At 70.1% G+C, this 26,262-nt stretch carries 21 protein-coding genes; 5 read left to right on the forward strand and 16 right to left on the reverse strand.

Going from position 1 to position 26,262, the window contains the following annotated elements; translation table 11 throughout:
* The 6 genes from LX14_RS16130 to LX14_RS16155 form a co-directional block, all read right to left on the reverse strand.
* Window positions 1–1,551, reverse strand: a complete 1,551-nt coding sequence (locus tag LX14_RS16130) for an APC family permease (RefSeq protein ID WP_253648350.1) — start codon at window positions 1,549–1,551, stop codon at window positions 1–3.
* Entirely contained in the window at window positions 1,548–3,089 is a 1,542-nt protein-coding gene (locus tag LX14_RS16135; protein ID WP_253648351.1) for an aldehyde dehydrogenase family protein, read from the reverse strand. Before LX14_RS16135 ends, LX14_RS16130 begins: the two co-directional genes overlap by 4 nt.
* On the reverse strand, window positions 3,065–4,204 hold the full coding sequence (locus LX14_RS16140) for an aromatic ring-hydroxylating oxygenase subunit alpha (protein ID WP_253648352.1): 1,140 nt from the start codon (window positions 4,202–4,204) through the stop codon (window positions 3,065–3,067). The genes LX14_RS16135 and LX14_RS16140 overlap by 25 nt, the downstream gene beginning before the upstream one ends.
* Window positions 4,205–5,380, reverse strand: coding sequence for an N-methyl-L-tryptophan oxidase (gene solA / locus LX14_RS16145; RefSeq protein WP_253648353.1), 1,176 nt, complete (start codon window positions 5,378–5,380; stop codon window positions 4,205–4,207).
* Window positions 5,377–7,860 carry a GcvT family protein gene (locus LX14_RS16150; protein ID WP_253648354.1) on the reverse strand — a complete coding sequence of 828 codons (2,484 nt, stop codon included), beginning with the start codon at window positions 7,858–7,860 and terminating at the stop codon, window positions 5,377–5,379. The genes solA and LX14_RS16150 overlap by 4 nt, the downstream gene beginning before the upstream one ends.
* 99 nt (window positions 7,861–7,959) lie before the next feature.
* Window positions 7,960–8,730, reverse strand: coding sequence for an IclR family transcriptional regulator (locus LX14_RS16155; protein WP_253648355.1), 771 nt, complete (start codon window positions 8,728–8,730; stop codon window positions 7,960–7,962).
* Between the two features lie 123 nt (window positions 8,731–8,853).
* On the opposite strand from LX14_RS16155, the gene LX14_RS16160 reads away from it, so the two are divergent.
* Entirely contained in the window at window positions 8,854–9,246 is a 393-nt protein-coding gene (locus LX14_RS16160; RefSeq protein WP_253648356.1) for a bifunctional 3-phenylpropionate/cinnamic acid dioxygenase ferredoxin subunit, read from the forward strand.
* Window positions 9,243–10,436 (forward strand): NAD(P)/FAD-dependent oxidoreductase, encoded by a 1,194-nt coding sequence (locus LX14_RS16165; protein WP_253648357.1) that lies wholly within the window; start codon window positions 9,243–9,245, stop codon window positions 10,434–10,436. Before LX14_RS16160 ends, LX14_RS16165 begins: the two co-directional genes overlap by 4 nt.
* 35 nt (window positions 10,437–10,471) lie before the next feature.
* Here the strand turns inward: LX14_RS16165 and LX14_RS16170 are convergent, their stop codons facing one another.
* Window positions 10,472–10,963, reverse strand: a complete 492-nt coding sequence (locus tag LX14_RS16170) for an Lrp/AsnC family transcriptional regulator (RefSeq protein ID WP_253648358.1) — start codon at window positions 10,961–10,963, stop codon at window positions 10,472–10,474.
* A 152-nt stretch (window positions 10,964–11,115) separates the two neighbouring features.
* Here LX14_RS16170 and ald point away from each other — a divergent pair, with 152 nt between their 5' ends.
* Window positions 11,116–12,222: an alanine dehydrogenase gene (gene ald, locus LX14_RS16175; RefSeq protein ID WP_253648359.1), complete on the forward strand. Its 1,107-nt coding sequence runs from the start codon at window positions 11,116–11,118 to the stop codon at window positions 12,220–12,222.
* 17 nt (window positions 12,223–12,239) lie between these two features.
* Here ald and LX14_RS16180 read toward each other — a convergent pair whose 3' ends face one another.
* Window positions 12,240–14,090: a DUF294 nucleotidyltransferase-like domain-containing protein gene (locus tag LX14_RS16180; RefSeq protein ID WP_253648360.1), complete on the reverse strand. Its 1,851-nt coding sequence runs from the start codon at window positions 14,088–14,090 to the stop codon at window positions 12,240–12,242.
* A 136-nt stretch (window positions 14,091–14,226) separates the two neighbouring features.
* Here LX14_RS16180 and LX14_RS16185 point away from each other — a divergent pair, with 136 nt between their 5' ends.
* Window positions 14,227–15,732, forward strand: coding sequence for an amino acid permease (locus tag LX14_RS16185; protein ID WP_253648361.1), 1,506 nt, complete (start codon window positions 14,227–14,229; stop codon window positions 15,730–15,732).
* A 39-nt stretch (window positions 15,733–15,771) separates the two neighbouring features.
* On the forward strand, window positions 15,772–16,560 hold the full coding sequence (locus tag LX14_RS16190) for an AAC(3) family N-acetyltransferase (protein ID WP_253648362.1): 789 nt from the start codon (window positions 15,772–15,774) through the stop codon (window positions 16,558–16,560).
* Between the two features lie 6 nt (window positions 16,561–16,566).
* Here LX14_RS16190 and LX14_RS16195 read toward each other — a convergent pair whose 3' ends face one another.
* From LX14_RS16195 to LX14_RS16230, 8 genes are all read right to left on the reverse strand, one after another.
* Complete coding sequence (locus LX14_RS16195; protein ID WP_253648577.1) at window positions 16,567–17,886, reverse strand: M16 family metallopeptidase; 1,320 nt, start codon at window positions 17,884–17,886, stop codon at window positions 16,567–16,569.
* A complete protein-coding gene (locus tag LX14_RS16200; protein ID WP_253648363.1) occupies window positions 17,883–20,171 on the reverse strand; it encodes a polyribonucleotide nucleotidyltransferase in 2,289 nt (762 codons plus the stop codon). Before LX14_RS16200 ends, LX14_RS16195 begins: the two co-directional genes overlap by 4 nt.
* A gap of 391 nt (window positions 20,172–20,562) precedes the next feature.
* On the reverse strand, window positions 20,563–20,832 hold the full coding sequence (gene rpsO, locus LX14_RS16205; RefSeq protein ID WP_253648364.1) for a 30S ribosomal protein S15: 270 nt from the start codon (window positions 20,830–20,832) through the stop codon (window positions 20,563–20,565).
* A gap of 143 nt (window positions 20,833–20,975) precedes the next feature.
* Window positions 20,976–22,235 carry an MFS transporter gene (locus tag LX14_RS16210; RefSeq protein ID WP_253648365.1) on the reverse strand — a complete coding sequence of 420 codons (1,260 nt, stop codon included), beginning with the start codon at window positions 22,233–22,235 and terminating at the stop codon, window positions 20,976–20,978.
* Window positions 22,232–23,011 (reverse strand): ABC transporter ATP-binding protein, encoded by a 780-nt coding sequence (locus tag LX14_RS16215; protein WP_253648366.1) that lies wholly within the window; start codon window positions 23,009–23,011, stop codon window positions 22,232–22,234. The genes LX14_RS16210 and LX14_RS16215 overlap by 4 nt, the downstream gene beginning before the upstream one ends.
* Entirely contained in the window at window positions 23,008–24,018 is a 1,011-nt protein-coding gene (locus tag LX14_RS16220) for a FecCD family ABC transporter permease (protein ID WP_253648578.1), read from the reverse strand. Before LX14_RS16220 ends, LX14_RS16215 begins: the two co-directional genes overlap by 4 nt.
* Before the next feature lie 62 nt (window positions 24,019–24,080).
* Window positions 24,081–25,127, reverse strand: a complete 1,047-nt coding sequence (locus LX14_RS16225; protein WP_253648367.1) for an ABC transporter substrate-binding protein — start codon at window positions 25,125–25,127, stop codon at window positions 24,081–24,083.
* A 106-nt stretch (window positions 25,128–25,233) separates the two neighbouring features.
* A complete protein-coding gene (locus LX14_RS16230) occupies window positions 25,234–26,220 on the reverse strand; it encodes a bifunctional riboflavin kinase/FAD synthetase (protein WP_253648368.1) in 987 nt (328 codons plus the stop codon).
* Between the last annotated feature and the right edge of the window lie 42 nt (window positions 26,221–26,262).

Genomic DNA, 26,262 nt, shown 5'->3' on the forward strand with positions numbered 1-26,262 from the left:
TCAGACTCCCTCGGGTCCGGGGAACGGTTCGGCGGCGACGGCATCGGACTTCGTCTCCGATGCGTGGGATCGAAGCGTGCCCATCCCGCGGCTGCCGACGGTGAAGTACCAGAGGAGACCGACGCCCCCGATGACGCCGATGTAGATGAACGCGGCCCACGTGTTGTACCAGGGTGCGCCGTAGACGGCCGTTCGCGGCCAGGCGAGGTTGATCGCCATCCCGATGCCCCACAGCACGGCGACGATGTTCACGGGCAGGCCCCAGCGGCCCATCGTGAAGTACCCGCCCGCCTTCAGGTCGGGCGGTGGCCACTGACCGCGGAAACGCTTGAGCAGCAACGGACCCGTCACCATCAGGTAGGCGATGTAGATCATTATGATGGCCACCGACGTCAGCAGCAGGAAGATGGTCGGCTGGTTGATGTTGATGACAAGGATCAGGATCGACAGGACCCCGATGAGGACCGACGGGATGACCGGCGCCTGGGTCCGCGGGTGCACCTTCGCCAGCGACTCGCCGAACGGCAGCGCGTTGTCGCGGGCCATGGCGAAGGTGAGCCGGATGGCGGCGGTGTGCACGGCGAGCGTGCACACGAACACCGCGACCACGATGCATATCAGGAAGATCTTGCCGACGGGCCCGTACATGACGTCGAGGACGATCTGTTGCAGTCCACCCTGCGCGCCGAGCGCCGGGTCGGACAGGTTCGGCGCGGCGAGGATGGCGAACACGAGGATCGCTCCACCGATCACGAACGACGCCAGGATGGCCCGCAGGATCGCTGACGGCGCGGTCTTGCGCGGGTTGACCGTCTCCTCGCCGAGCGACGACGCGGTGTCGAAGCCGTACATCACGTACCCCGACGCCAGTGAGGCGATGAGGAACGCACCGAGGTAACCGCCGCTCTCCCCCGCGCCGTACCCGTTGGTGGAGAAGAACACCGCGGGGGTGCGCTCGATGTTGAACGCGAGGATGACCGCGATCAGCACGGCGGCGATGAGTTCGATGAACACCCCCGTGCTGTTGATGATCGACATCAACCGGACACCGAAGGCGTTGATGGCGGTGGTCGCGAGCACAAGGATCGACCCCAGCAGAACGGCGTTCGACGGCGACACCACGGAGAGGTCGTCGGATCCGATGAGGCGGAACCCGCTCCAGATCTTGGGCAGGGTGGAGTCGATCGCCAGCACCACCGCCGACATCGTCACGATCGAGGCGGTGAGCATCATCCAGCCCGAGAACCACCCGACGACCTTGTTTCCGAGGATCTTCGCCCAGTTGTAGACCGATCCGGCGATCGGGTACTTCGCGGCGAGCTCCATGAAACACAGTGCGACGGCGAGCTGTCCGACGAAGACGATCGGCCAGCTCCACAGGTACGCCGCCCCGGCGGTGCCGAATCCGAAGTAGAAGAGCTGGAAGGTGCCGGTGAGGATGGAGATGTAGCTGACACCCGCGGCGAAGCTGGCGAACTTGCCGATGCTGCGGTCGAGGCTCTCCTTGTATCCGAAGTGCTCCATCCCGGTGTCGGGCGGTGACTGTGTCATGACTCGAACCATCCTGCCGTCGGTGCCGCGGTGTTGTTCCAGATGTGTTTGGTCTCCTGGTATTCCGCCAGTCCGGACGGGCCGAGTTCACGGCCGTTGCCCGATCGGCCGTAGCCACCCCACTCCGCGGCCGGTGTGTAGTAGCCGAAGTCGTTGATCCACACGGTCCCGTGGCGCATCCCGCGTGCGATGCGTTCGGCCCGTGCGGGATCGGCGGTGCGCACGCCGCCCGCCAACCCGTAGTGGGTGTCGTTGGCGAGCTCGAGCGCCTGCGCCTCGGTGGTGAACCGTTCCACGGTCAGGATCGGACCGAAGGTCTCGTCCTGGACGATGCGCATCGTGCGGTCGCAGTGGTCGAACACCGTGGGGGCGTAGAAATAGCCGTCCGCGAGGCGGGGGTCGTCGCGCTCGGGGTCGTCGAGCCGGCGACCACCCGTCACGAGCGAGGCGCCCTCGGCCAGTCCGGACGCGACATGGTCGACGATCTTCTCGAGCTGTTGCTGCGAGACGAGCGGTCCCGTCCTGCTCGCGGGATCGGTTCCCGGGCCGACGACGATCGACTCCGCACGAGCAGCCACCGCGGCGACCAGACGGTCGGCGACGGACTCCTCGACGATCAACCGGGTGCCGGCGGAGCAGACCTGTCCGGAGTGCAGGAACACCCCGGTGACCACCTGGTCGACCGTTGCCGCGAACTGCTCCTCGGTGCCGCAGGCGTCGGCGAAGACGACGTGCGGGTTCTTGCCGCCGAGTTCGACGAGCACGCGCGTCACGTGTTTCGCCGCGGTCGCCGCGATGACCTGGCCGGTCGCGAGACCACCGGTGAACGAGATGAGGTCGACGTCGGGGTCGTCGTTGAGTGCGTCGGACAGATCACGTCCCGCCCCGAGGACGAGGTTGGCGACGCCGGACGGGACGCCGGCCTCGACGAGCAGCCGTACGAAGGCGATGGTCGTGAGCGGGGTGACCTCGCTGGGCTTGAGCACCATGGTCGCCCCGGCGGCCAACGCCGGCGCCACCTTCCAGGAGATCTGCAGGAGCGGGTAGTTCCAGGGCGCGATCATCACGCAGACACCGACGGGTTCGCGGACCACCCTGCTGACGACGGCCGGGTCACCCACGTCGACGACGCGATCGGCGACTGTGGTGACGAGGTCGGCGTAGTAGCGGAACACCGCGGTGACGTCGTCGACGTCGATGCGGCTCTCCTCGAGGGTCTTGCCGGTGTCGCGGGTCTCGGTCTCGGCGAGGGACTCACGATCGCGCTGCAGAAGTTCCGCGACCCGCCGTAGGAGGTCCGATCTCTCGGCGACGGTCGTGGACCGCCACGGTGAGTCGTCGAATGCTCGGCGCGCGGCGACGATTGCGGCGCGGACGTCGGCGGGATCGGCCTCGGCGACCTCGGTGATGACGCTCCCGTCGGCCGGGTCGATCACCGCGCGCGTCCGACCCGACGACGCCCCCCGCCACTGTCCGTCGATGTACAGATCGTCCACGTTCTCGATCTTTGCGCCTACGAGCACATGTCGCTCACCCATTGGTGAAATTGCGCTATGTGGTGCTCGGCGGGCACCAACACCCCACCGGCGGCGTAGGCCCGTGAGGACATGCCCGGCTGCGTCCGTTCACAGGCGTCGAAGTCCTGGACGTTCACGCGATGGAACAGGTCGACCCCGGCGGACACGTCCGTCCCGTCGGCGACCACATCCGGTGCGTAGAGCCAGTCGCAGACCACAGTGGTGCGATCCACAGCACGAGGGAACATGCGGTGCACGATCACGTGGTCGGGCACGAGGTTGACGAAGACGGTGGGGTTCACCGTGATCGCGTAGTAGCGACGGTCGACCTCGGATCCGAGCCCGGGCAGCGCGGCCGCCCCCGCCGACCCGTCCACGGTGAACCCGTCGACCTCGGTGGCGAACTCGGCGCCGTGGCCCACGTAGTACTGCGCGGCGAGCCCGTCGGCGAACTCCGGGAGGACGGCGGTGAGTTCGGGGTGGATGGTCGCGCAGTGGTAGCACTCCATGAAGTTCTCGACGATGAGCTTCCAGTTGGCGGCCACCTCGTAGGTCTCGCGGTGTGCGAGCGCCAGATCGTCGACACCCCACCGGTCGATCATCGTCGCGTCACCCAGCCGATCGGTGACGGCCCCGATCACGGTGTCCTCGAACGACGGCGGGTCATCGGCGAGGCAGACCCACAGATATCCCAGCCATTCGCGGGAGGTCACCGGCACCAGGCCATGGCGGGTGCGGTCGATGTCACCGAGGCTGGTCATGTTGGGCGCCGCGACGAGCGCGCCGTCGAGTCCGTAGGTCCAGGCGTGGTAAGGGCACTGCAGGTTTCGCCGCACTGCACCCGTCTCGTCGGTGCAGATCAGGGCCCCACGGTGGCGGCAGGCGTTGAGGAAGGCACGCAGTGACCCGTCACGCCCCCGGACGGCGAGGATGCTCTCGCCGCCGACCTCGACGGTGGCGAACCGGCCGGTCGAGGGCACGTCGGCGACGCGGACCGCACACATCCACCGCCGACCGAAGATGCGGTCGGTCTCGCGGGCGAAGACCGCCGGGTCGGTGTAGGCGGACCCGGGCAGGGTCGGCAGCAGCAGGTCGTCGGTGGTGTCGGGCGTGGCGGTGGTGATGTCGGCGGTCACTCAGGTCCCCATTCCTGCGGTCTGTGCGGCGAGCGCGGGCCGGCGCGGGTCGAAGATGCCGATCGGATGCCGGGTGGTCCCCTCGAGCACGAGGTCGGCGAGGATCTCGCCGACCACCGGGACGAACTTGAACCCGTGGCCGGAGAACCCGCACGCGACGGCGACACGCTCGTGTCGTGGGTGGCGCGCGATGACGAAGTCGTGGTCGGGCGTCGTCGAGTACATGCAGGTGGCGGCGTGCAGCATCGCCGAGGCCGCGTCGTCGGACGATCCGACACCGGGGATCAGCCGTCGGACACGGTCGAGCATGGCCTGGGCCTCGTCGCCGTGGACGACGCGGTCGATCGTGTCCGGCGAGCAGTCGACGCCCTTGCGGAAGAACGCCGTCTTGACCCCGCCGTCGGGCCCGTCGATCGCCGGGAAGCCGTAGATCTGCTCGCCGACGTCCGTCTCGTGGATGTAGATCGGCGAGTCGTCCATCCGCGGTGCCGTCGGGGCGAGGTCGAACCAGTACATGACCTGGCGCTCGATGCGGATGCCCGTCTTGAGGTCGGCCAGCAGCTCGGGCGCCCAGGCGCCCGGGCAGACGACGAGCCGGTCGGCGTGGACCACCCCCTGGTCGGTGGTGACCCGGACGGAGTCGCCGGTGTCGGCCCAGTCGAGCACCTCGATCCCGAATCGCAGGTCGGCGCCGGCGCGTTCGGCGAGTTCGAGATGGGCACGCACCGTCTCCTCCGGGCGCGCGAACCCGGCCAGGTGCTCGTACACCCCGATCTGGTCGCTCGCGGGCGCGAATCCCGGGAACCGGCGGGGGATCTCGTCGGCTCCGAGCACGTCGTGGCGCAGGTCGTACTCCCGTGCGGCGCGCAGTGATCCGTCCACGGTCACCGACGTCTCGGGCCCCGCGTAGAGCCCACCGGTGATGCGGTGCACCTCCCGCCCGGTGTCGGCGCCGAGCGCATCCCACAGCTCGTAGGCACGCAGCAGGAGCGGCACGTACGCGGGGTCCTCGAAGTAGGCCTGCCGGATGATGCGCGAACCACCGTGCGACGACCCGCGGTCGTGGGCGGGGTGGAACCGCTCGAGTCCGACGACCGTCGCCCCACGCGACGCGAGGTGGTATGCCGCAGCCGATCCCATCCCCCCGAGGCCGATGACCACCACGGTCTCGTTCATGGCGCGATCCCCTTCACTCGTCGGTTCTCCGGATCGACGGACACCGGTGGTGCGATCTGCAGGGCCTGCGGGGTGCCGAACCAGTCGACGTCGACGGCATCTCCGGGCCGCAGTTCGTCGGGCCCCCACGCGTAGGCGATCGTGCGGCCCAGCGTCGGGGACCACGTCGCCGACGTGACGTATCCGACGTCGGATCCGTCGTGCCGCATCGGTTCACCGCCGAGCATCACCGTGGCGGGGTCGTCGGCGACGATCGTGTGCAGTCGCCGCCGCACCGGCCGCTCCCGGACCGCGCTACGGCCGACGAAGTCGTGTTCCTTGCCGACGGCGAACGCCAGGCCCGCCTCGTGGGGTGAGTCGGTCCGCGACATGTCGGTCCCCCACGACCGGTACCCCTTCTCGATCCGCAGGCAGTCCATCGCGCCGCGCCCGGCCCAGACCGCCCCGACATACTCGGCGCGCTCGGAGAGGGCGTCGGCGAGGCGGACGGCGTCACAGCGACGAGTCGAGATCTCCCAGCCGAACTCGCCGACGTAGGACACCCGGGACACGACCGCGGGCACTCCTGCGATCGTCGTCTCGGCACACCGGTAGTAGCGCAGTCCCTCCGGCGACAGGTCGAGATCGGTGAGCGGCCCGACGATCTCGCCGGCGCGCGGCCCCCACACCCCGACACACGTGGTGTCGTCGGTGATCTCGCTGATCGCCACGTCCGCGCCGTCGGCGCGTGCCCGGCAGATCGCCGCGCCGAGACGGGTGACGTCGAGGGGACCGTTCACTCCGACGAGGAGCCGGTCGTCCCCCAGGCGTGCGACGGTGACATCGCTGAGGATCCCGCCCGACTCGTCGAGCATGAGCGCGTAGACGACCGCGCCGACCGGGCGGTCGAGATCGCGGGTCACCAGGGGTCCCAGGACCGCGACGGCGTCTGTGCCGGTGACCTCGACCCGGGTGAGCGAGCTCATGTCGTACATCGCGCCGACGGCGCGGGTCGCGACCGCCTCGGACAGGACGATCGGCGACCACTCGCGGGTGAACCACTCCGGGAACGCCGGCGTGTCGACCGTGAACCGTTCCCGCAGTGCGGCGTTGGACCCGAACCACAGGGGCCGCTCGAGTCCGTGGGACACGCCGAGGTGGGCGCCGCGGCGCAGATGATCGGCGTGCAGCGCGGAGGTCCGCAGATCACGGGCGTCGCGGGGTTGCGCACGCGGGTGGACGATGTCGTAGACCTCCACGAACGCGCGCGACGACCGCGCCACGACCGCCTCCGCCGACAACTCCGCGTCCGCGAACCGGCTGACGTCACACCCGGAGACGTCGACGCCGGGCGTCCCGTGGACCATCCAGTCGGCGACAGCCGACGCAGCACCCGCCGACTGTGTGACCCAGATGGCCTCGGCGACCCAGAACCCGGCCAGGTAGGGGTGGGGACCGAGCATGGGACCACCGTCCGGGGTGAAGGAGAAGATCCCCGTGAAGCCGTCGCCGATCTCGGCGTCCCGCAGCGCGGGCAGCACCCGCTGCGACTCCCGCCAGGGGTCGTCGAACGACCGTGGGTCGAAGGGCAGCATCGACGGCATCGGCTGTCCGGCGGTGTCGTCGTAGAGGGTCGCCATGTCGACGACGACGGGATCGTGCCCGTACCACCCGATCCCGATCCGATCGCCGTGCTGCCGGTAGTACAGGTCGGCGTCCTGGTGGCGCAGGATCGGCGCGGTGGCGGCCGCGTGCCCCGACCGGCGGTCGGCGATGGCCCGCGCCCCCGGCACCGGGGTCGTGGTGACGTAGTCGTGGCCCATCGGGACCAACGGGACAGTCAGCCCCACCATCCCGCCGAGCTGAGCACCCCAGAAGCCACCACAGGACACGACGATGTCGGCGTCGAGGACGCCGGCGTCGGTCCGTACACCCACCACATGGTCGCCCGAGGTGAGCACGCCGAGGACGCAGGTGTCGCCGAGGAAGCGCGCCCCACCGGCCTCCGCGCGCCGACGCTGCACCGCGATACAGGTCAGTGCGTCGGCGAGACCGTCGTCGGGGGTGTGCAGACCGCCCAGCACGACGTCGCGGTCGAGGAGCGGGTGCAGACGAGCGCACTCGTCGGCGTCGACGACGCGGGCCCGCCTCCCCCAGGCCGCCGCCCAGCCGGCCTTGCGATGCAGTTCGTCGAGACGTGCAGGCGTGGTCGCGATCTCGAGGCCGCCGACCGCGTTGAAGCACAGGTCTGCCTCGCTGGTCAGACCGCGGAACTTCTCCACCGTCGCCGCGGCGAGATCGGAGAGCGTGCGCGAGACGTTGGTCGCGAACACCAGCCCGGGTGCGTGACTGCTGGATCCGCCCGCGGCGGGGAGCGGTCCGCGGTCGATGACCGTGACGTCACCCCAGCCACGCAGGACGAGTTCGTCGGCGAGCGAGGTACCGACGATCCCGGCGCCGATCACCACGACCCGCGGTCCGTGCCGCGCATCGACCCTCATGCGTCACCCCTGCCCGTGGTGGTTGCTCACTGCGCAACCGGTTGCTCAACACGCAACAGGATGGGGCCCGTCGGCCCGGCCGTCAATCCGACGCGCGGATCAGGCGGTGTATCCCAGACGCCCGCTCACGGCATCGGCCGCGCTGATCGCCGCCGCGGACAACGCGGGGATCCGATCCGCCCCCATGCGGAAGGTGGGTCCCGAGATGCTCAGCGCCGCCACGACATCACCGGTGTGGTCGCGCACCGGCGCCGCGACCGCGGTGAGCCCGTCCTCGAGCTCGTCCCGCGCGGCCGCCCACCCCTGACCGCGCACCGTCGCCAACTCCTCACGCAGCGCCGGTTCCGTGACGATGGTCGCGGGCGTGAAGCGTTCGAGCGCGCCGAGGTACGGGGCGAGACGGGCCTCGGCGAGTCCCGCGAGGAGCACCTTGCCGCTCGAGGTGGCGTGCGCAGGGCAGCTCTGGCCGACGAACGTGCGTAGCGCGATACCCGCGCCACCGTTCGCCTCGGTGACGTTGACCGCCCGATCGGCGTCGAGGACCGCGAGGTTGACGGTCTCCCCCACCTCGTAGGCGAGCGGTTCGCAGATGTCGCGACTCTCGCGGCCGAGGTCGCGACGCGACATGGTCGCGCCGGCCAACCGCACCACGGTGAACCCGAGGCGGTACTTGCCCCGGTCGCTGATCTGCTCGACGAAACCGCGCGACTCGAGCACCGACACGAGGCGCGACACGGTCGATTTGTGGACGCCGAGGGCATCGGCGATGTCCGAGACACCCCCCTCACCGTCACGGCCCAGGATCTCGAGCACCTCGAGGGCCCGGTCGACCGACTGGACCGATGCGGCCGGTACGTCGCGTTTCGTCATGTTCCCGTCACTGTAGTTCGCGAGCCGCGCCGAGCCGCGCACTTGACGCGATGCCTCGCCGCTGCGACAGTGTTGCGCAATACGCGCAGCGTTGCGTGCAACGCAACAAGACAGGAGCTCCCCATGACGCTGAGCGACATCACGACATCGCGCGGACCCCACAGTGCCCCTCACGGGGACTGCGCCGGGTATCTGCCCGTCGCGGCTGCCGACGCACTGGCCATCGACACACCTCTGCGCGTCGAGCTGACGGGACGGCCGCCGATCACCGTCGTGGCCACCGCGGACGGCATCTTCGCCGTCGACGACACGTGCTCCCACCAGGACACGTCCCTGTCGGCGGGGTGGGTGGAGGACTGCGCGATCGAGTGCCCGCTGCACGAGGCGTGCTTCGACCTGCGTACCGGCGCGGCGATGGGGCCACCCGCCACCCGGCCCATCGCCACCCATCCGGTGCGGGTCGTCGACGGCATCGTCGAGGTGTGGATGGACGACGCCGAGACCGACGCGGCGTGATCGGGATCGTCGGGGCGTCGCTGGCCGGGCTCACCGTCGCGCGCACCCTCCGGTCACTCGGCGTCGACGAGCCCGTCGTGTTCGTGGGGGCCGAACCGTGGCATCCCTACGACCGCCCGCCTCTGTCGAAGGAACTGCTGAGCTCCACGTACGAGGCGGCTCCGACGGCTCCGGACCCCGGGTGGGCGACCCTGCTCGCCGACGGCGAGCACGACGCGTTCGACTGGCGCCTGGGCGTGTCCGCCACCGGGCTGTCACGCACCGGCGACGACGTGTCGATCCACACCGACCACGGACACGTCCCCGCACGGGCGGTGGTGCTGACCACCGGCGCGCGGGCGATGCGACTGCCCGGGGATGACCTCGTCGGCGTCCACGCGGTCCGCACCATCGACGACGCGCGACGGCTCGCCGCGGAACTGACGTCCGCTGAGGACGTCGTCGTCGTCGGCGCCGGGTTCATCGGGGCCGAGATCGCCTCGACCGTCACCGGTCAGGGCAGACACGTCACCGTCGTCGAGCGCGCACCCGACCCCGGCGCCAGGGTGCTCGGACGCCGCCTCGCGTCCTGGGCTGTCGACCTGCAACGACGCGCTGGGGTCGACGTGCGCACCGGCACAGGGATCGCCGGGTTCGAGTCCGAGGGCGGCGTGGTGCGGGGGGTGCGGTTGGCCGACGGGACGTCACTGCGCGCCGACGTCGTGGTCGTGGGTGTGGGCGCTGTGCCGAACACGTCCTGGGCGGCGGGATCGGCGGTGGCCGTCGACGACGGGTTCCTGACCGATCAGCGTGGTGCGACATCGATGCCCGGGGTGTGGGCCGCCGGTGACTGCGCGCGGGTCGTCGACGCCGCCTCCGGCGTCTCGACGCGCCACCAGCACTGGTCGGCGGCGATCGAATCCGCCCGCACCGTCGCCCACGGCATCGCCGGACTGGCCCCACCATCCCCGCGCGCGCCGTATGTGTGGAGCGAGCAGCACGGTCACCGCGTCCAGATCTGCGGGACCATTCCGCCCGACGCCGAGCCGACGGTGCTGGAGGGCTCGCTCGACGACGATGCCTTTCTCGCCGTGGTGGGCGATCCCGACGCGCCCGACGCCGTGGTCGGTGTGGACTCACCCCGCAGCTTCACCCGTCTGCGCAAGTCGATGGACAGGCGGATGTCCGCCGTCGCCGCCGTCCACGCCTGAACCGGACGGGCCCGGACCCGGGAGAGGTGTACGGCTCAGAACACGGGAGCCGCTGCACGAACGTGCTCGAACACCAGCGACGTCGTCGTGCCGGCGACCTCCGGCCGGGAGTTGAGTGTCTCGACGAACTCCCGGAGCGCCTGGGTGTCCGGTACGGCCACGTGCAGCAGGTAGTCGTCGGTACCGGCGAGGAAGAACACGTCGATGATCTCCTCGCGGTGGCGGATCTGGCCGACGAAGTGCCGGATCTGACCGCGGGCATCGGACTGCAGGCTGACGGCCACCATCGCGCGGAGCGTCTGCCCGACCGCGGCGGGGTCGATGTCGGCGAAGAACCCGCGGATGACGCCGATCTCGACCAGTCGGCGCACGCGCCCATGGCACGTGGACGGGGCGATCCCCACGCGATCCGCGAGCTCCCGGTTGGCCATGCGGCCGTCTGCCCGCAGCAACCGGACCAGTGCCCGGTCGACGTCGTCGAGCTCGACGAGCTCCGAGGGCCGAAGATCCTTCGGCATGGTGGTCATGGGAGCCGATTCTATCGGACGAACTTCGCATGAGCGGTCGTCTACAGAATTGTGTTCAGCGATGTTGCCCCTGTGCCGAACACCCTTCACGATTTCTTCACGAGCAAAGCCGCATCAGACGCGGCCCGAGGATCGACTGGAGGAGGCGGATCATGCGCGTGGGCATCCCTCGTGAGGTGAAGAACAACGAATACCGGGTGGCGATCACCCCCGCAGGCGTCACGGAGCTGACCCGCCGCGGCCACGACGTGGTCGTCGAGTCCGGGGCCGGCGAGGGCTCGGCCTTCCACGACACCGACTTCAAACAGGCCGGGGCACAGGTCATCTCGGGTCCCGACGCGGTGTGGGACCAGTCCGACCTGGTCCTGAAGGTCAAGGAGCCCATCGCCGAGGAGTACGGCCGGATGCGGTCCGGCCAGACCCTGTTCACCTATCTGCACCTCGCCGCGAGCCGTCCGTGCACGGACGCTCTGCTGGCCTCGGGGATCACCTCCATCGCCTACGAGACCGTCACCGCCCCGGATGGTTCGCTCCCGCTGCTGGCGCCGATGAGCGAGGTCGCCGGGCGGCTCGCGCCCCAGGTCGGCGCCTACCACCTCATGCGGTCCGCGGGTGGGCGTGGCGTCCTGATGGGCGGCGTGCCCGGCACCGAGCCCGCCGATGTCGTCGTCATCGGTGGCGGTGTCAGCGGCGTCAACGCCGCGACCATCGCCCTGGGCATGGGCGCCCGGGTGACCGTCTTCGATCTCGACATCACCAAGTTGCGCGCCATCGATGCCCGGTTCGGCGGGCGCGTCCACACGCGCTACAGCACCGCACTCGCGCTCGAGGAGGCCGTCGTCACAGCGGATCTCGTCATCGGCGCCGTGCTGGTCCCGGGCGCGAAGGCGCCCGTGGTCGTCTCCAACGCGCTGGTGGCGCGGATGAAGCCGGGGTCGGTCCTCGTCGACATCGCCATCGACCAGGGCGGCTGCTTCGAGGACTCGCGTCCCACCACGCACGACGATCCGGTGTTCACCGTGCACGATTCCGTCTTCTACTGCGTGGCGAACATGCCCGGGTCGGTGGCCCGCACCTCCACGATGGCGCTCACCGGCGCGACGCTGCCCCACGTCGTCGCGCTCGCCGAGAAGGGGTGGGAGGCCGCGTGCCGTGCCGACCGGGGACTGGCGGCCGGACTCAGCACCCACGCCGGCGCCCTGCTCGCCCCGTCGGTCGCCGACGCACTCGGACTGCCGGTGTCCCCCTCCCCGATCTGACCTCCGCTGCAAGTGATTCAGTCCTCCGGGACCAGCGGCGTGTAGTGACTGACGGTCGCCATGCGCCGCTGGACCGAGGAGATCTCGCGGACGGCCTGCCCGACGAGCCCGCGGTCGAGCGGTGAGAGTCGTCGCATCGTGATCACGTCCCCGACGCGCTCCGCGCGGTCGAGTTGTGCCACCTGGTAGGACAACCGCACCTTCTGCAACACGTCGAACACCTCGACGAGCGTGGACGCGTTGTCCTCGGTCAGCATCGGGGTCCCGGCCGCCGCGCGGAGGCGCGATCGTGTGTCGAGTTCGGTCGACTCGACCGACAGCGCCGCCCACCGGGCGATGTTGATCAGCGGCGTCAGGGCATGGGTCTTGATGTCGAAGGTGCCGCCGCGACCGACGAGAACATCGCGGGCGGAACGGATCCGGGCCCGGTGCGACAACGATTCCGCCAACAGCAGACGCAGCGTCGACGGGTGTGATCGCAGGTCGGAGAACACCTGGGTCACCTCCGACAGCCCACGGTCGCCCCAGATGGGACGCTCGTCGAGCATGAGTGAGGTCATGATCATGCCCTTGTTCTCCAGCGGCGCGCGCAACCACTCCCCGGCCGCCGCCCGCCACTGCGCGTGGGTCCTCGCGAACAGCGCCGACGAGGCGATCGCACCGTTCGGGTCGATCTCGAGTCCGCAGTCGCGCAGGATGTCGTCGACCCGGGCGAACACCGCTCGGTAGGCGGCGTTCTCGGCCGGATCGGTCAGGCTGTCGTCGAACGCGACGGCGCTGTCCACGTCTGAGCTCAGCACGGCCTCGCGGCGCGCGTTGGACCCGAGGGAGAGCCACGTCAACCGGTCCCCGTCGAGCTCAGGGGCGTCGTCGAGGGCGAGTTCGAGTGCTCGTCGCACCATCGCGTCGTGTACGAGCGAGAGCACTGTGGTGATCTCGTGCGAGGGCTGCCCGCGTCGGACGAGTTCGCCGAGCACCCACGGCATCCGCCGCGCGTGTTCGGCGAGTTCGGGCACCGAGGCGGCGCGTCGGATCTGGGCGCGGAGTCCGACGGTCGCGCCGCCGGGAGCGGAGACGAAGTCGCCGGGACCGACGACCCCGAGCAGCCGCCCGGCGGAGTCCACGACAGGCAGTCCGGTGAGGTCGTGTTCGAGGATGAGAAGGAGGCCCTCCGTCGCGGGCGTCCCGCTGAGGACCGTGCGAGCCCGCTGCGTCATGATCTGCGCGACCGGGGTGCTCGGCGGCAGGCCCTGGGCCACCAGTCGGGCCCGGATGTCGACGTCGGTGAGGATGCCCAGCGCACCGTCGGGCCCGGGGACCACCAGGTGGTCCCGTCCGCGGTCGGTCATGACGCGTGCCGCCTCGGCGACGGTCATCCCCGGTGTCCCGACCGCCGGGGTGGTCCGGATCAACTCGTCGACGGTGCCGCGCGTCGGGGCGGTCACAACCCGCCGCGGGAACTGCAGCTGTCCGGCGAGGAACTGTGCGCCGGCCATCGTGGAGAACACCGCCTGCACCGATTCGCTGGGCAGCGCGAGGACCGTGGCGTTCGTCAGCGCCACGGCGCGCGGACCGGAGGCGGCCCGCGTCAGCAGCGACAGGTAGCCGAACACGCCACCGACGCCGAGGATCTCGTCGGGGTCGGTCTCGGGCATCCCGTGCGGCGCGTCGACGGGTCGGTTCCAGAGCCCGACCTCGCCGGACACCACCACCGTCAGCTCGACCACGTGTTGCGCGAACCCGTCGACGATCACCTCGCCCGCGACGTGGTGTCGCTCCCGGACCGCAGCGGCGAGACGCTCGCGCTGGCGCGTGTCGAGTGCGTCGAACGGCGGGTGTCGCCCGAGGAAGCCCGCGACGTCGGTCATCGCAGAATCGTGACACATGCCGGGTGTGCTCGCGTGCAGGTCGCGTGTCCGAATCGTACGGTTTGTCCGCCGGGGCAACATCGTTCGCGCGCCCCGGAAACACCGATGACACATCGTGTGCGCATACTCACACCCCATGACTTCCGACACCGCTTCGGCCACGGCACATCTCGACGCCGAGAAGGTCGGTTACAAACAGTCGCTCGGACGCCGTCAGGTCCAGATGATCGCGATCGGCGGTGCGATCGGTACCGGACTGTTCCTCGGGTCCGCGTCGAGACTGAACAGCAACGGACCCGCCCTCCTGGTGAGCTACGCCGTCGCCGGTCTCGTCGCCTACTTCCTGATGCGCGCCCTCGGCGAACTCGTGCTGCACCGCTCCACCAGCGGTGCCTTCGTGTCGTACATGCGTGAGTTCTTCGGCGAGAAGGCCGCCTACGTCACGGGCTGGATGTACTGGCTCAACTGGGCGCTCACCGGTGTGGCCGAGCTGTCCGCCGTCGGCGTGTACGTCCACAACAAGTTCACGTCCATGCCGAACTGGGCGTCGGCGCTCATCGCCCTCGTCGTCGTGCTGGCCGTCAACCTCCTCAGCGCGAAGGCGTTCGGCGAGTTCGAGTTCTGGGCGTCGATCCTCAAGGTCGGCGCGATCGTGCTCTTCCTGATCGTCGGACTCGTCGTGGTGCTCGGTGCCGTCCACGTCGGTGACCACCAGGCCGGGTTCTCGAACCTGTGGGACAACCCGGGCGGCTTCTGGCCCACGGGCGGCGCCTACAACTGGTACGGCCCGATCCTCGTGATGTCCGGTGTCGTCTTCGCCTACGCGGCCATCGAGATGGTCGGTGTCGCCGCCGGCGAGATGGAGGACGCGGACACCGAGGTCCCGCGCGCGGTCAACGCCGTCATCTTCCGCATCGCCGTCTTCTACATCGGGTCGATCCTGCTGCTCTGCGCGATGCTCCCCACGACCTCGTACACCTCGGGCACAAGCCCGTTCGTGACGGTGTTCCAGAAGCTCGGATTCGGGTGGATGGGCGATGTCATCCAGGTGGTCCTCATCGTGGCCGCCATGTCGAGCCTGAACTCGGGGCTGTATTCGACCGGCCGGGTGCTGCGCAGCCTCGGGATGAGCAAGCAGGCCCCGGGCTTCACCACGAAGATGAGCGACGGCGGTGTCCCCTGGGCCGGTATCGCCATGACCACCATCGTCTACGTCCTCGGCGTGGTGCTCAACGTCCTCGTCCCCGGCCGCGCCTTCGACATCGCCCTGGAGGCTGCGTCGCTCGGCATCGTGTTCACCTGGGGGACGATCTTCGCCTGCCAGCTCAAACTCCGGTCGCTGGTCAACAAGGGCATCATCCCGCGGGGCAAGTTCCAGGCGCCGCTGTACCCGTGGGCCAGCATCGCCGGACTGATCTTCCTCGCCGCCGTCATCATCGGACTCGCCATCTCGGGCTACCTCGACCACGAGGGCGGACAGGTCGACTTCTGGGTCGTCGTCGTCGGCATCCCGGCGCTCGCCGCGGCCCTGACCGCCGGCTGGTACTTCATCCGGGGCAACGTCGCCGAGCACACGGGCGGTCGTATCGGTTCCGCGTGGGCCGAGGCAGAGGCGGAGCACAAGACCCGCACCGCCGGCTGACGGATTCTCGCCTGTCGTTAGGGGTGCTAACTTGAGCTCGTGGGGGCCACGACCGAGACGCTGAGCGAGGACCTGACGCGGATCGGGGTCACCGGCGGCGACACCGTCCTCCTCCACTCCTCGCTGTCGAGCATCGGACGTGTCGACGGCGGCGCCCAGGCTGTTGTGGCCGCGTTTCGACGGGTCCTCGGTGACGAAGGAACACTGGTGACGCCGGCGTTCAGCGCCACCGTCACCGACCCGTGCAGGTCGGCGGAGCTCGGAGCCGTCGACCCATCGGTCACCGCCGCGCGAGATGCGGTACCTCTGTTCTCCGCGTCCTCGACACCGACCGAGACCGGCGCGATCCCGACCGCGGTGCTCGCCGACGACGATCGCCGTCGGAGCACCCACCCGCAGGCCTCCGTCGCCGCGATCGGACGTCACGCGGGGTTCATCTGCGGCGCACAGCCGTTGTCCTTCGCTCTCGGGCGGGACTCGCCCTTCTCGCGCCTCATCGATCTGGACGCCACCATCGTTCTCGTCGGGGTCGGACACAACCGCAGCTCGATGCTCCATCACGTCGAGTCGCTCCTCGGCCCAGGTGTTCGCCGGCACTGGGTGCGCCGCTTTCCTCACCTCGTGGACGGGGAACGGGTGTGGGTCGAGGCGATGGATGTCGGTGCCGACAACAGCACCCACTTCCCCGCTGTCGGTGCCGCTTTCGCGTCTGCGTCGACGTCGCATCGGCGTGGTCGCATCGGCGATGCGACCACGGAAGTCTTCTCCAGCCGCGACTATGTCGACTTCGCGAGAACGGAGCTCGGTCGGCGATTGAGCAGGGTCTGACGGGTTTCAGCCCGTGAGCGCGCGGATCGACGGGGGCAGGTCGCGGGTGCGCCGGTATGGACCGACCACCGCGACCGACGGTCGGGCCGAGAGGACCTCGCGGGCGATCCGGGACACGTGGGCGGGGCGGACCCCGTCGATGCGTCGCAGCGACGTCGTCACCGGACGCGAACGGCCCTGGTCGATCTCGCCGACGCCCGCGCGATGCATCCGCGACCCGGTGTCCTCGAGCCCCAGGAGCATCGATCCGCGCAGGGATCCCTTGGCCCGGTCGATCTCCTCACGGTCGATGCCGTTCTCGGCGACGTCGGCGAGGATGTCGGTGACGACCGCCGCGACCTCCCCGACACGCTCGGGGTTGCAGCCCGCGTACACCGAGAAGGTGCCCACGTCGGTGAAGGTGTCGAGCGAGGAGTACACGGAGTAGGCGAGCCCCCGCTCCTCCCGGATCTGTTGAAAGAGACGGGAACTGAGGCCACCGCCCACGGCGGCGTTCAGCACCGACAGCGCGGGCAGAGCGGGATCGTCGACACCACCGGTCGGCATGCCGATCATCAGGTGCGCCTGCTCGCTGTCGCGGTCGAGCACCTGGGCTGATCCGGACGCCCGGGCCGGGCGCGAACGGCGCCGCGGTGGGGCGACGACCGTCCCGGGGTGCAGGTGCGGCCCGAACGATCGGCGGACATGGGCGAGAACCTCTGCGTGCGTGATGTTCCCGGCCACCGCCACGACCATGCGTTCCGGGGTGTACCGGCGACGGTGGAACCCACGGATGCGGCTCGCCGAGAGCGACCCGACCACCTCGGCGGAGCCGATCACGGGCCGCCCGATCGGCTGGTCGCCGAACACCGCGGTCATGAACGCGTCGGCGAGGAGGTCTTCGTGATCGTCCTCGCGCATCGCCATCTCCTCGAGGACCACCTCGCGCTCGACCTCGACGTCGGCCGCCGCGCACTCACCGCGGATGACGACGTCGGCGAGGGTGTCCACGGCCAGCGCCGCGTGCTCGTCGAGGACGTGCGCGTAGAAGCAGGTGTGTTCCTTGCCGGTGAAGGCGTTGAGTTCTCCCCCGACGGCGTCGAGGTCCCGCGCTATCGACGCGGCGGTCCTCGTGGGGGTCTTCTTGAACAGCAGGTGTTCGAGGAAGTGCGCGGCTCCGGCGAGACCCGGTGTCTCGTCCCGCGATCCGACGCCGACCCAGACCCCGACCGAGACCGACCGGACGCCGGGTACCCGCTCCGTGACGACCCGCAGCCCACCGGGGAGGACGCTGCGCGAGACAGCGCCGCCGGTGGGCTGCGGGGTACGTGTGCCGGTCAGTGTCAGCCGGCGTCCGCGGGCGCGTCCGCGCCCTCTACGGGGGTGTCGGCGACGGGGACGAGGCTGATCTTGCCGCGGTCGTCGATGTCGGCGATCTCCACGCGGAGCTTGCTGCCGACGTTCACAACGTCCTCGACCTTGTTCACGCGCTTGCCCTGGCCCAGCTTCGAGATGTGGACGAGGCCGTCACGACCCGGCAGCAGCGACACGAAGGCGCCGAAAGCCGTTGTCTTGACGACGGTTCCGAGGAACCGCTCCCCCACCTTGGGCAGCTGCGGGTTGGCGATCGCGTTGATGCGATCGATGGCCGCCTGCGCCTTGAGACCATCCGTCGCGCCGACGAACACGGTGCCGTCGTCCTCGATGGAGATGTTGGCGCCGGTCTCCTCGGTGATCGCGTTGATGTTCTTGCCCTTGGGCCCGATCAGCTCGCCGATCTTGTCGACCGGGACCTTCACGGTGGTGACGCGAGGAGCGAACGGGCTCATCTCGTCGGGCTCGTCGATCGCCTCGGCCATCACCTCGAGGATGGTGGTCCGTGCGTCCTTGGCCTGGCTGAGCGCGCCGGCCAACACGGCCGACGGGATGCCGTCGAGCTTGGTGTCGAGCTGCAGGGCCGTCACGAAGTCCTTCGTGCCGGCGACCTTGAAGTCCATGTCACCGAACGCGTCCTCGGCACCGAGGATGTCGGTGAGGGCGACGTAGCGCGTCTCCGATTTTCCGTTGCCCAAGTCCACCTCGTCGGAGACGAGACCCATGGCGATACCCGCGACCGGGGCCTTCAGGGGCACACCGGCGTTGAGCAGCGACATGGTCGACGCACAGACCGAACCCATCGAGGTCGAGCCGTTCGAGGACAGCGCCTCGGAGACCTGGCGGATGGCGTACGGGAACTCGTCGACGCTGGGCAGCACCGGCATGAGCGCACGCTCGGCGAGCGCCCCGTGGCCGATCTCGCGACGCTTCGGCGACCCGACGCGACCGGTCTCACCGGTCGAGTACGGCGGGAAGTTGTAGTGGTGCATGTAGCGCTTGGAGGTCTCGGGCCCGAGCGAGTCGATCTGCTGGGCCATCTTGACCATGTCGAGGGTGGTGACGCCCATGATCTGGGTCTCGCCACGCTCGAACAGTGCGCTGCCGTGCGCGCGCGGGATCAAAGCGACCTCGGCCGAGAGCGACCGGATGTCGGTGATGCCACGGCCGTCGATGCGGAAGTGGTCGGTGAGGATGCGCTGACGCACGAGCTTCTTGGTCAGCGAGCGGTAGGCCGCGCCGATCTCCTTCTCGCGCCCGGCGAACTGCTCGCCGAGTGAGGCGAGGATGTCGCCCTTGAGCTCGTCGGTCTTGTCGTCGCGCTCGGTCTTGCCCGCGATGGTCAGGATCTCCGAGAGGCGGTCCTTGCCGGCCGACTCGACGGCGTCGTAGACGTCGGACTGGTACGCGGGGAACAGCGGGAACTCGCCGGTGGCCTTGGCGGCCTGCGCGGCGAGCTGCTTCTGCGCCTCGCACAGCGAGCGGATGAACGGCTTCGCGGCCTCGAGGCCCTCGGCGACGATGGCCTCGGTGGGGGCCTGTGCCCCGCCCTCGATGAGCTCGATGACGTTGTCGGTCGCCTCGGCCTCGACCATCATGATCGCGACGTCGGCGGTGTCACCCTCGCCGACGATGCGACCGGCGACGACCATGTCGAAGACGGCGCCCTCGAGCTGCTCGACGGTCGGGAACGCGACCCACTGGCCGGCCCGGTTGGTCTCGGTCGGGATGAGCGCGACGCGCACGCCGCCGACGGGGCCGGAGAACGGCAGACCAGCGAGCTGGGTGGACGCCGACGCGGCGTTGATCGCGACGACGTCGTAGAGGTCGTTCGGGTTCAGCGACAGGACGGTGATGACGACCTGGATCTCGTTGCGCAGGCCGTCGACGAAGGACGGGCGCAGCGGCCGGTCGATGAGGCGGCAGGTGAGGATCGCGTCGGTCGAGGGGCGGCCCTCGCGGCGGAAGAACGACCCGGGGATGCGCCCGGCGGCATACATCCGCTCCTCGACGTCGATCGTCAGGGGGAAGAAGTCGAAGTTGTCCTTGGGGTGCTTCCCGGCACTGGTGGCCGAGAGCAGCATGTTCTCGTCGTCGAGGTAGGCGACGACGGCGCCGGCGGCCTGCTGCGCGAGGCGGCCCGTCTCGAAGCGGATCGTGCGGGTGCCGAAGGCGCCGTTGTCGATGACGGCGGTCGCCTCGGTGATCTCGTCGTCGTACTCGAGTTCGTCGGCCGGGGCGGTGGTGACATCTGTCATGGGTGGGAGAGATCCTCTCGATCGAGCGGCGCCCGCGCAGACGGCGGGCGCGCGTCGGTGACGTCGGTGCCGTGACGGCGACCGGCGTGGGTCCGATGGGTGCGAGGAGACGGCGGTGCGGGAACCCCGGCAGTGCCGGACGGCGTCGGGACGACGCGTCCTGCGGCCGCGTGGTGCCGGAGCACGCAGACGGCGGCGGGGTGTTTCACGTGGCGACGGCCGTCGATCGAAGCGGTCGGAACAGGAGTTCCGGCAGCCACTACCGAAGACCGATCGCCCGAGCGTGTACCGCGAGGCGACCCCTCACGAGATCGGGTCCCCGGCGAGACTACCACCGGGGACCCGAGAGTCCGTGCAAGACGCCCCGCCTCAGGTGGAGGCGGGTGTCGTGTCAGCGACGCAGACCGAGGCGCTCGATCAGCGCGCGGTAGCGCTGGACGTCGACGGCCGCGATGTACTTGAGCAGACGACGGCGACGACCGACGAGGAGCAGGAGCCCGCGACGGCTGTGGTGGTCGTGCTTGTGCTGCTTGAGATGCTCGGTCAGGTCGCTGATGCGCTTGGTGAGCATCGCGATCTGCGCCTCGGGCGAACCCGTGTCGGTCTCGTGGAGGCCGTACTCGGACAGGATCGACTTCTTCTGCTCGGTCGTGAGAGCCATGTGTTCCTCTACATCGGTACCGCGTTCATGAGATCCCCTCGCCCACCAGGGCGGTCCGGGGGTGGTGCGCCACCGCGGACTGCAGCAACACCGACTGGCCAGGGTACCCACGGGTCGGGACGGTCCCCAAATCGCGGAGCCGCTCACCGCCCACGCAGCGCCGGCACGGACCACCGGCGACAGATCACCGCCGCGATCGCCGCCCAGGCCGCGAGCGACCACCAGGGCACCGCCGCGCCGATGCCCTCCGCCGGCAGGTGGTCGACGAGTGCCCCGACCGCGGCGGAGCACGGCAGGACCAGGATCCCGCCCACCGAGGCGCACAGTCCGTAGTGCGTGCCCAGGTGGCGGCCCCGGGCCAGCGCCGGGATCACGGCGCGCAGCGCCGGACCCACGATCATCTGTCCGCCGACCGCGGAGAACACGAAGACGGCCAGGACGACGACGGCGGGTGGACCCGTCAGTCCGGACACCGGGACCAGCGCCGCGACCAGGGGGCCGACAGCGACGACACCGAGACCGGCGGCGAGGACATGGCCCGGCGCCCGGTCCACGACCTGCGCGGACACCCGCAGCTGCGCCACGACGACGGTGATCGCCGCGATCGCGAACAGGACACCCATCGGGGTCTGCGAACCCCAGGCGCCCTCGACGGCGTCGGGGAGCAGGAAGTACAGCTGGTTGTAGATCACCACCTGCACGCTGACGACCAGCGCGAACGCGACGAACGTCCGGTCACGCAGGATCCGTCGCACCTCCCCCGAGGTGCGGTCGATCCCTGACTGTCGCCCTCCCGTGGGGAACATCCGCAGGTGGACCACCGACATCACGACGAACACCGCGGCCGACGTGACGCACACGACCCGGAAGTCCACCGTGAGCAGCGCCGCCCCGATCACCGGGCCTGCCGCCGCACCCACCTGGCCGCCGAGGTTCATGAGGGCGAACCCCTCCAGCCGGGCGGCGTGTGCGGTCCCGGCGCTCGCACCGTCGGTGGTGGCATGCGCGAGTTCCGCGTCGACCGCGGGCGAGAACAGAGCCCCCGCGAACCCGGTGAGACACACGCTCACGACGATCGCGGGGAGTGAACCCGCCCACCCGAGGGCGATGAATCCCGCTGCCCGGCAGAGACATCCGGTGACCACGACCGGGCGCGCGCCGAACCGGTCGGCGACAGCGCCCCCGACCACGAACAGTCCCTGCTGCATGAGCGTCCGCAGACCCAGCACCGCCCCGACGACAGCGGCGCCCTGCCCCACCCCGTCGGTGAGATGCACCGCCAGATACGGCAGGACCATGAAGAAGCCGGTGTTGAAGACCAGCTGCGTGAGGACGAGCAGGCGCACGGTGGACGACGAGCGCACGACGCCGCGCACGACGGCCGCCGGTGTGGGGGCGGTCATCTCCCCGTCGACAGGCGCGTCCGCCCGTACCGGACCGTCACCGTGCCGTCGGCCTCGACGACGACGTCCGCGGTCACCTCGTAGACGTCCGCGATGAGGTCGGACGTCAACACCTCCGCCGGGCGCCCGGCTGCGACGACGCGACCCGCCCTGAGCACCACGATGTGGTCGCAGAACATCGCGGCGAGGTTCAGGTCGTGCAGGGCGACCACTGCCGTCACCGGTAGCCGTGCCACCAGGTCCAGCAGGTCCAGCTGGTGGCGGATGTCGAGATGGTTCGTCGGCTCGTCCAGCAGGAGGTGGGTGGGTTCCTGCGCGAGCGCCCGCGCGATCTGCACCCTCTGACGCTCACCGCCCGACAGCTGGTGCCAGAGCCGGTCCGCCTTGTCGACGAGGCCGGCGTGGGTCAACGCTCGGTCCACGGCGGCGCGGTCGGACGCGTGGTCGGGACCGAGAGGTCCTCGGTGCGGGAGGCGACCGAGCGCGACGACGTCGCGCACGCGGATGGCCACGTCGGTGCCCGACTCCTGGGCGACGACGGCCAGTGACCGGGCGATCTCTCGCCGCCGGACCCCGCGCAGGTCGGTGTCACCGAGGCGGACGGCGCCGGCGCTGGGGCGGTCGAAGCCGGCCAGCAGTCGCAGCAGCGACGACTTCCCGGAACCGTTGGGCCCCAGCAGCCCGACCGTCTCCCCTGTCTCGGGTTCGACGGAGACACCGTCGAGGACCATCGCCCCACCGCGGTCCCACGAGACGTCGAGCGCGCGCAGGGTCATGGCCGCGCACCCCGCCGGGACATCAGCGCGACGAAGGCCGGCACGCCGATGAGCGCGGTCGCCACACCCACGGGCAGCGGGGTGGGTGAGAACGCGACCCGCGACACCGTGTCGACCCAGACCATGAACACCGCACCGACGACCGAGCAGACCGGGATCAGACGTGCGTGGCCGGGGCCGACCAGGAATCTCGCGGCGTGCGGGAGGACCAGCCCGACGAAGCCGATCGCACCGGTGACGCTGACGAGCGCAGCGGTGACGAGGGCGGTCACCACCAGCAGCGCCGACCGGACCGCGGTCACGGGCACGCCGAGGGAGGAGGCGACGTCGTCGCCGAAGGCGAAGGCGTCGAGCACATGCGCCAGTGCCCAACACACGGCGACGCCGAGGACTGCCGCGGCGGCGGCCACCTGCACATCCCCCCACCGCACACCGTCGAGCGAACCGAGGAGCCAGAACATCACGCCGCGGGTCTCGTCGGCGTCGGCGAAGGCGAAGATGACCAGCGAGGTCAGGGCCGAGAACAGTTGCGTCACAGCGATCCCCGCGAGTACCAGACGGTCGGTGGTGCCTCCGGACACCCGGGCCAGGAACACGACCAACGCGAATGCGACCAGCGCGCCGATGAACGCACCGCCCGACAGTCCCACCGCACCGGCGCCGAGCCCGAGGATCCCCAGCACCACCGCCCCGGTGGACGCTCCCGATGAGATGCCGAGCAGGAACGGGTCCGCGAGCGGGTTGCGCAGGAGCGACTGCAACACGACACCGCAGATCGCGAGACCCGCGCCCGCCGCCGCCGCCACGAGGGACCGCGGCAGACGGTCCTGCCAGACGATGGCGTCCTCGGACCGCCGCACGGGGATGTCGGTGACGCCGAGGTGGTTCCCGACGATGTCCCGCACGTTGACCAGCGAGATGTCCGCCGCTCCGAGGGTGATTGCCACCATCACCGACAGCACACACGCGACGAGACCGACGACGACCAGGACACCGGTGATGACCATGGGCGTCGCCGACCGCACGCTGCTGCTCCGTGCCACGAGAGCGGGATCCACCACGGGTGCGTTCACCTCTGGGGCAGGCGGGCCAGACCCGCGGCCAGCTTCTCGATGCCGTCGACGAGTTGGATCGAGGCGTTCATCTCGGCGCCGTGCAGCGCGACATACCGCTGCTCCCGCACCGCGGGCATCGTCCGGGTGACGGGGTCGGTGGCGAGGAACCGCTTCTTGTCGTCGAGACGGTCGCCGGGGAACCGATCCCGGGTCAGGTCACCGAGAACTATGACCGTGGGATCGCGGTCCACGACGCTCTCCCAGGTGGTGGCCGGCCAGTCGTCTCGGACGTCGGCGAACACGTTGCGCGCCGTCACCGACTGCGCGAGCAGATTGCCCGAGCCGAGTCCGGCGGCGAAGTACGGCGTGCGGGTGTCGGCGAACCAGAACCCGATCGACGCACCGGACGACGCAACGCTCGAACGCGCCTTCTCGACGCGTGCCCGCAGGCTCGCGACGAGAGCCTCACCGCGGGCGCGGACGTCGAACAGGGTTGCCAGTTCGGTGATCTCGCGGAACACGGAGTCGATGGTCTGCGGGGTCGTGCGCTTGGCGCCGCCGTTGACGCTGCGGCCGTTGTCGCAGTCGGCCGGGGACAGGTAGGTGGGGACACCGCTGGTCGCGAACCGCTCCCGCGACGCCACGCCCCCCTTCTCCCGCAGGTGGCGACCGAAGGATGCCGTCACCAACGTCGGCTCGGTGGCCATCACGGCCTCGAAGCTCGGTGCATTGTCGGCCAGTCGCGGTACACGGGCGTTCTCGTCGGCGAGATCGGCCTTGACGGGATCCGTCCAGGACGCGGTCCCGACGATGCGGTCGGCCAGACCGAGCGAGAGCAGGATCTCCGTCGACCCCTGGTCCAGGGACACGACCCGCGTCGGCGCCTCGTGGACGGTGAGCCGTTCGCCGCAGTTGTCGAGCGACTGCGGGAACGTTCCCGAGGGCTCCCCCCGGCCGGCAGGCCGATCGTCGAGCGACTCCGATGCCCCGCAGGCGGCGACGGACGCCGCACACACCGTGACCAGGGCGAGGCTCATCGCTCGCCCGAGAAGTTGACGCATCCGGCATTCCTCCACCGCCGACGGACCGACTGACCGTCGGTTTGGATAGCCAAACCTTATCGGTCGTGTCCGAATCGCCGTGAATCGGCAGGTACGAGCGGGGTGCTCAGGGGGCGAGCGCCTCGCGGGCCACCTCGACGTCGCGATCCATCTGGTCGATGAGCTCCTGCATGGAGTCGAACTTCTCCATGCCCCGGATGCGGGCGACGAAGTCGACGGCGACGTGCTGTCCGTACAGGTCGGCGTGGGTGTCGAGGACGAAGGCCTCCACGGTCCGTGTCCGACCGGAGAACGTCGGGTTCGACCCGACGGACACCGCCGCCTGGTAGCTCTCGCCGGGGACCACCTGCCCCACGACCGGGCCCGGGCCGAGCACCGTGAACCACGCCGCGTAGACCCCGTCGGACGGGATGGCCGAGTACATCGGCGGTGCGACGTTCGCTGTCGGATAACCCATCTCGCGCCCGCGGCCGTCGCCACGGACCACGACACCCTCGACACGGTGCGGGCGGCCCAGCGCCTCCGCCGCGGCCTCGACGTCGCCGGCGGCGACGCAGGACCGGATGTAGGTCGACGAGAAGGTGACCGCCGGACGCTGCGACCCCGAGTCGCCGGTCCCGTCCCCGAGCAGCGACACCGCCTGTACCTCGAAGCCGAACGTGCGGCCGAGATCGGCGAGGACCTCCACCGTGCCTGCCGCCTTCTTCCCGAAGGTGAAGTTCGCGCCGACCACGACATCGGCCGCGTGCAGGCCCTCGACGAGCACCTCGTGGGCGAAGTCCTTGGGTGACTGCGCAGCCAGCACCGGCGTGAAGGGCATCACGCAGAAGACGTCGATGCCGAGTTCCTCGGCCAGTTCCGCGCGCCGCGTGAGGGTGGACAGCTGCGGGGGATGCGTCCCGGGCCGGACCACCTCGGCCGGATGCGGGTCGAAGGTCATCAGCACGGCCGGGACGCCGCGCTTCTTCGCGGCCGCCGTCGCCGTCGCGATCAGTTGGGCATGACCTCGGTGCACCCCGTCGAAGACGCCGATGGTGACGACGCAACGGCCCCATCCCGCAGGGATGTCCTCCAACCCTCGCCATCGCAGCACGCCCCCAGCGTACGGGCAGGGCCGCGGGCGAGGAACACCTCC

This window comes from Williamsia deligens (genome assembly GCF_024171765.1).
Lineage (GTDB): Bacteria > Actinomycetota > Actinomycetes > Mycobacteriales > Mycobacteriaceae > Williamsia_A > Williamsia_A deligens.

What these genes read in the sequence shown, in the direction of transcription:
- LX14_RS16180 (WP_253648360.1), bottom strand. Translation starts at nt 14,090, where the DNA reads ATGACCGACGTCGCGGGCTTCCTCGGGCGACACCCGCCGTTCGACGCA.
- LX14_RS16215 (WP_253648366.1), bottom strand. Translation starts at nt 23,011, where the DNA reads ATGACCCTGCGCGCGCTCGACGTCTCGTGGGACCGCGGTGGGGCGATG.
- LX14_RS16160 (WP_253648356.1), top strand. Translation starts at nt 8,854, where the DNA reads ATGACGCTGAGCGACATCACGACATCGCGCGGACCCCACAGTGCCCCT.
- LX14_RS16150 (WP_253648354.1), bottom strand. Translation starts at nt 7,860, where the DNA reads ATGAGGGTCGATGCGCGGCACGGACCGCGGGTCGTGGTGATCGGCGCC.
- ald (WP_253648359.1), top strand. Translation starts at nt 11,116, where the DNA reads ATGCGCGTGGGCATCCCTCGTGAGGTGAAGAACAACGAATACCGGGTG.
- LX14_RS16130 (WP_253648350.1), bottom strand. Translation starts at nt 1,551, where the DNA reads ATGACACAGTCACCGCCCGACACCGGGATGGAGCACTTCGGATACAAG.
- LX14_RS16220 (WP_253648578.1), bottom strand. Translation starts at nt 24,018, where the DNA reads ATGGTCATCACCGGTGTCCTGGTCGTCGTCGGTCTCGTCGCGTGTGTG.
- LX14_RS16155 (WP_253648355.1), bottom strand. Translation starts at nt 8,730, where the DNA reads ATGACGAAACGCGACGTACCGGCCGCATCGGTCCAGTCGGTCGACCGG.
- LX14_RS16225 (WP_253648367.1), bottom strand. Translation starts at nt 25,127, where the DNA reads ATGCGTCAACTTCTCGGGCGAGCGATGAGCCTCGCCCTGGTCACGGTG.
- LX14_RS16135 (WP_253648351.1), bottom strand. Translation starts at nt 3,089, where the DNA reads ATGGGTGAGCGACATGTGCTCGTAGGCGCAAAGATCGAGAACGTGGAC.
- LX14_RS16210 (WP_253648365.1), bottom strand. Translation starts at nt 22,235, where the DNA reads ATGACCGCCCCCACACCGGCGGCCGTCGTGCGCGGCGTCGTGCGCTCG.
- LX14_RS16170 (WP_253648358.1), bottom strand. Translation starts at nt 10,963, where the DNA reads ATGACCACCATGCCGAAGGATCTTCGGCCCTCGGAGCTCGTCGAGCTC.
- LX14_RS16200 (WP_253648363.1), bottom strand. Translation starts at nt 20,171, where the DNA reads ATGACAGATGTCACCACCGCCCCGGCCGACGAACTCGAGTACGACGAC.
- LX14_RS16185 (WP_253648361.1), top strand. Translation starts at nt 14,227, where the DNA reads ATGACTTCCGACACCGCTTCGGCCACGGCACATCTCGACGCCGAGAAG.
- rpsO (WP_253648364.1), bottom strand. Translation starts at nt 20,832, where the DNA reads ATGGCTCTCACGACCGAGCAGAAGAAGTCGATCCTGTCCGAGTACGGC.
- solA (WP_253648353.1), bottom strand. Translation starts at nt 5,380, where the DNA reads ATGAACGAGACCGTGGTGGTCATCGGCCTCGGGGGGATGGGATCGGCT.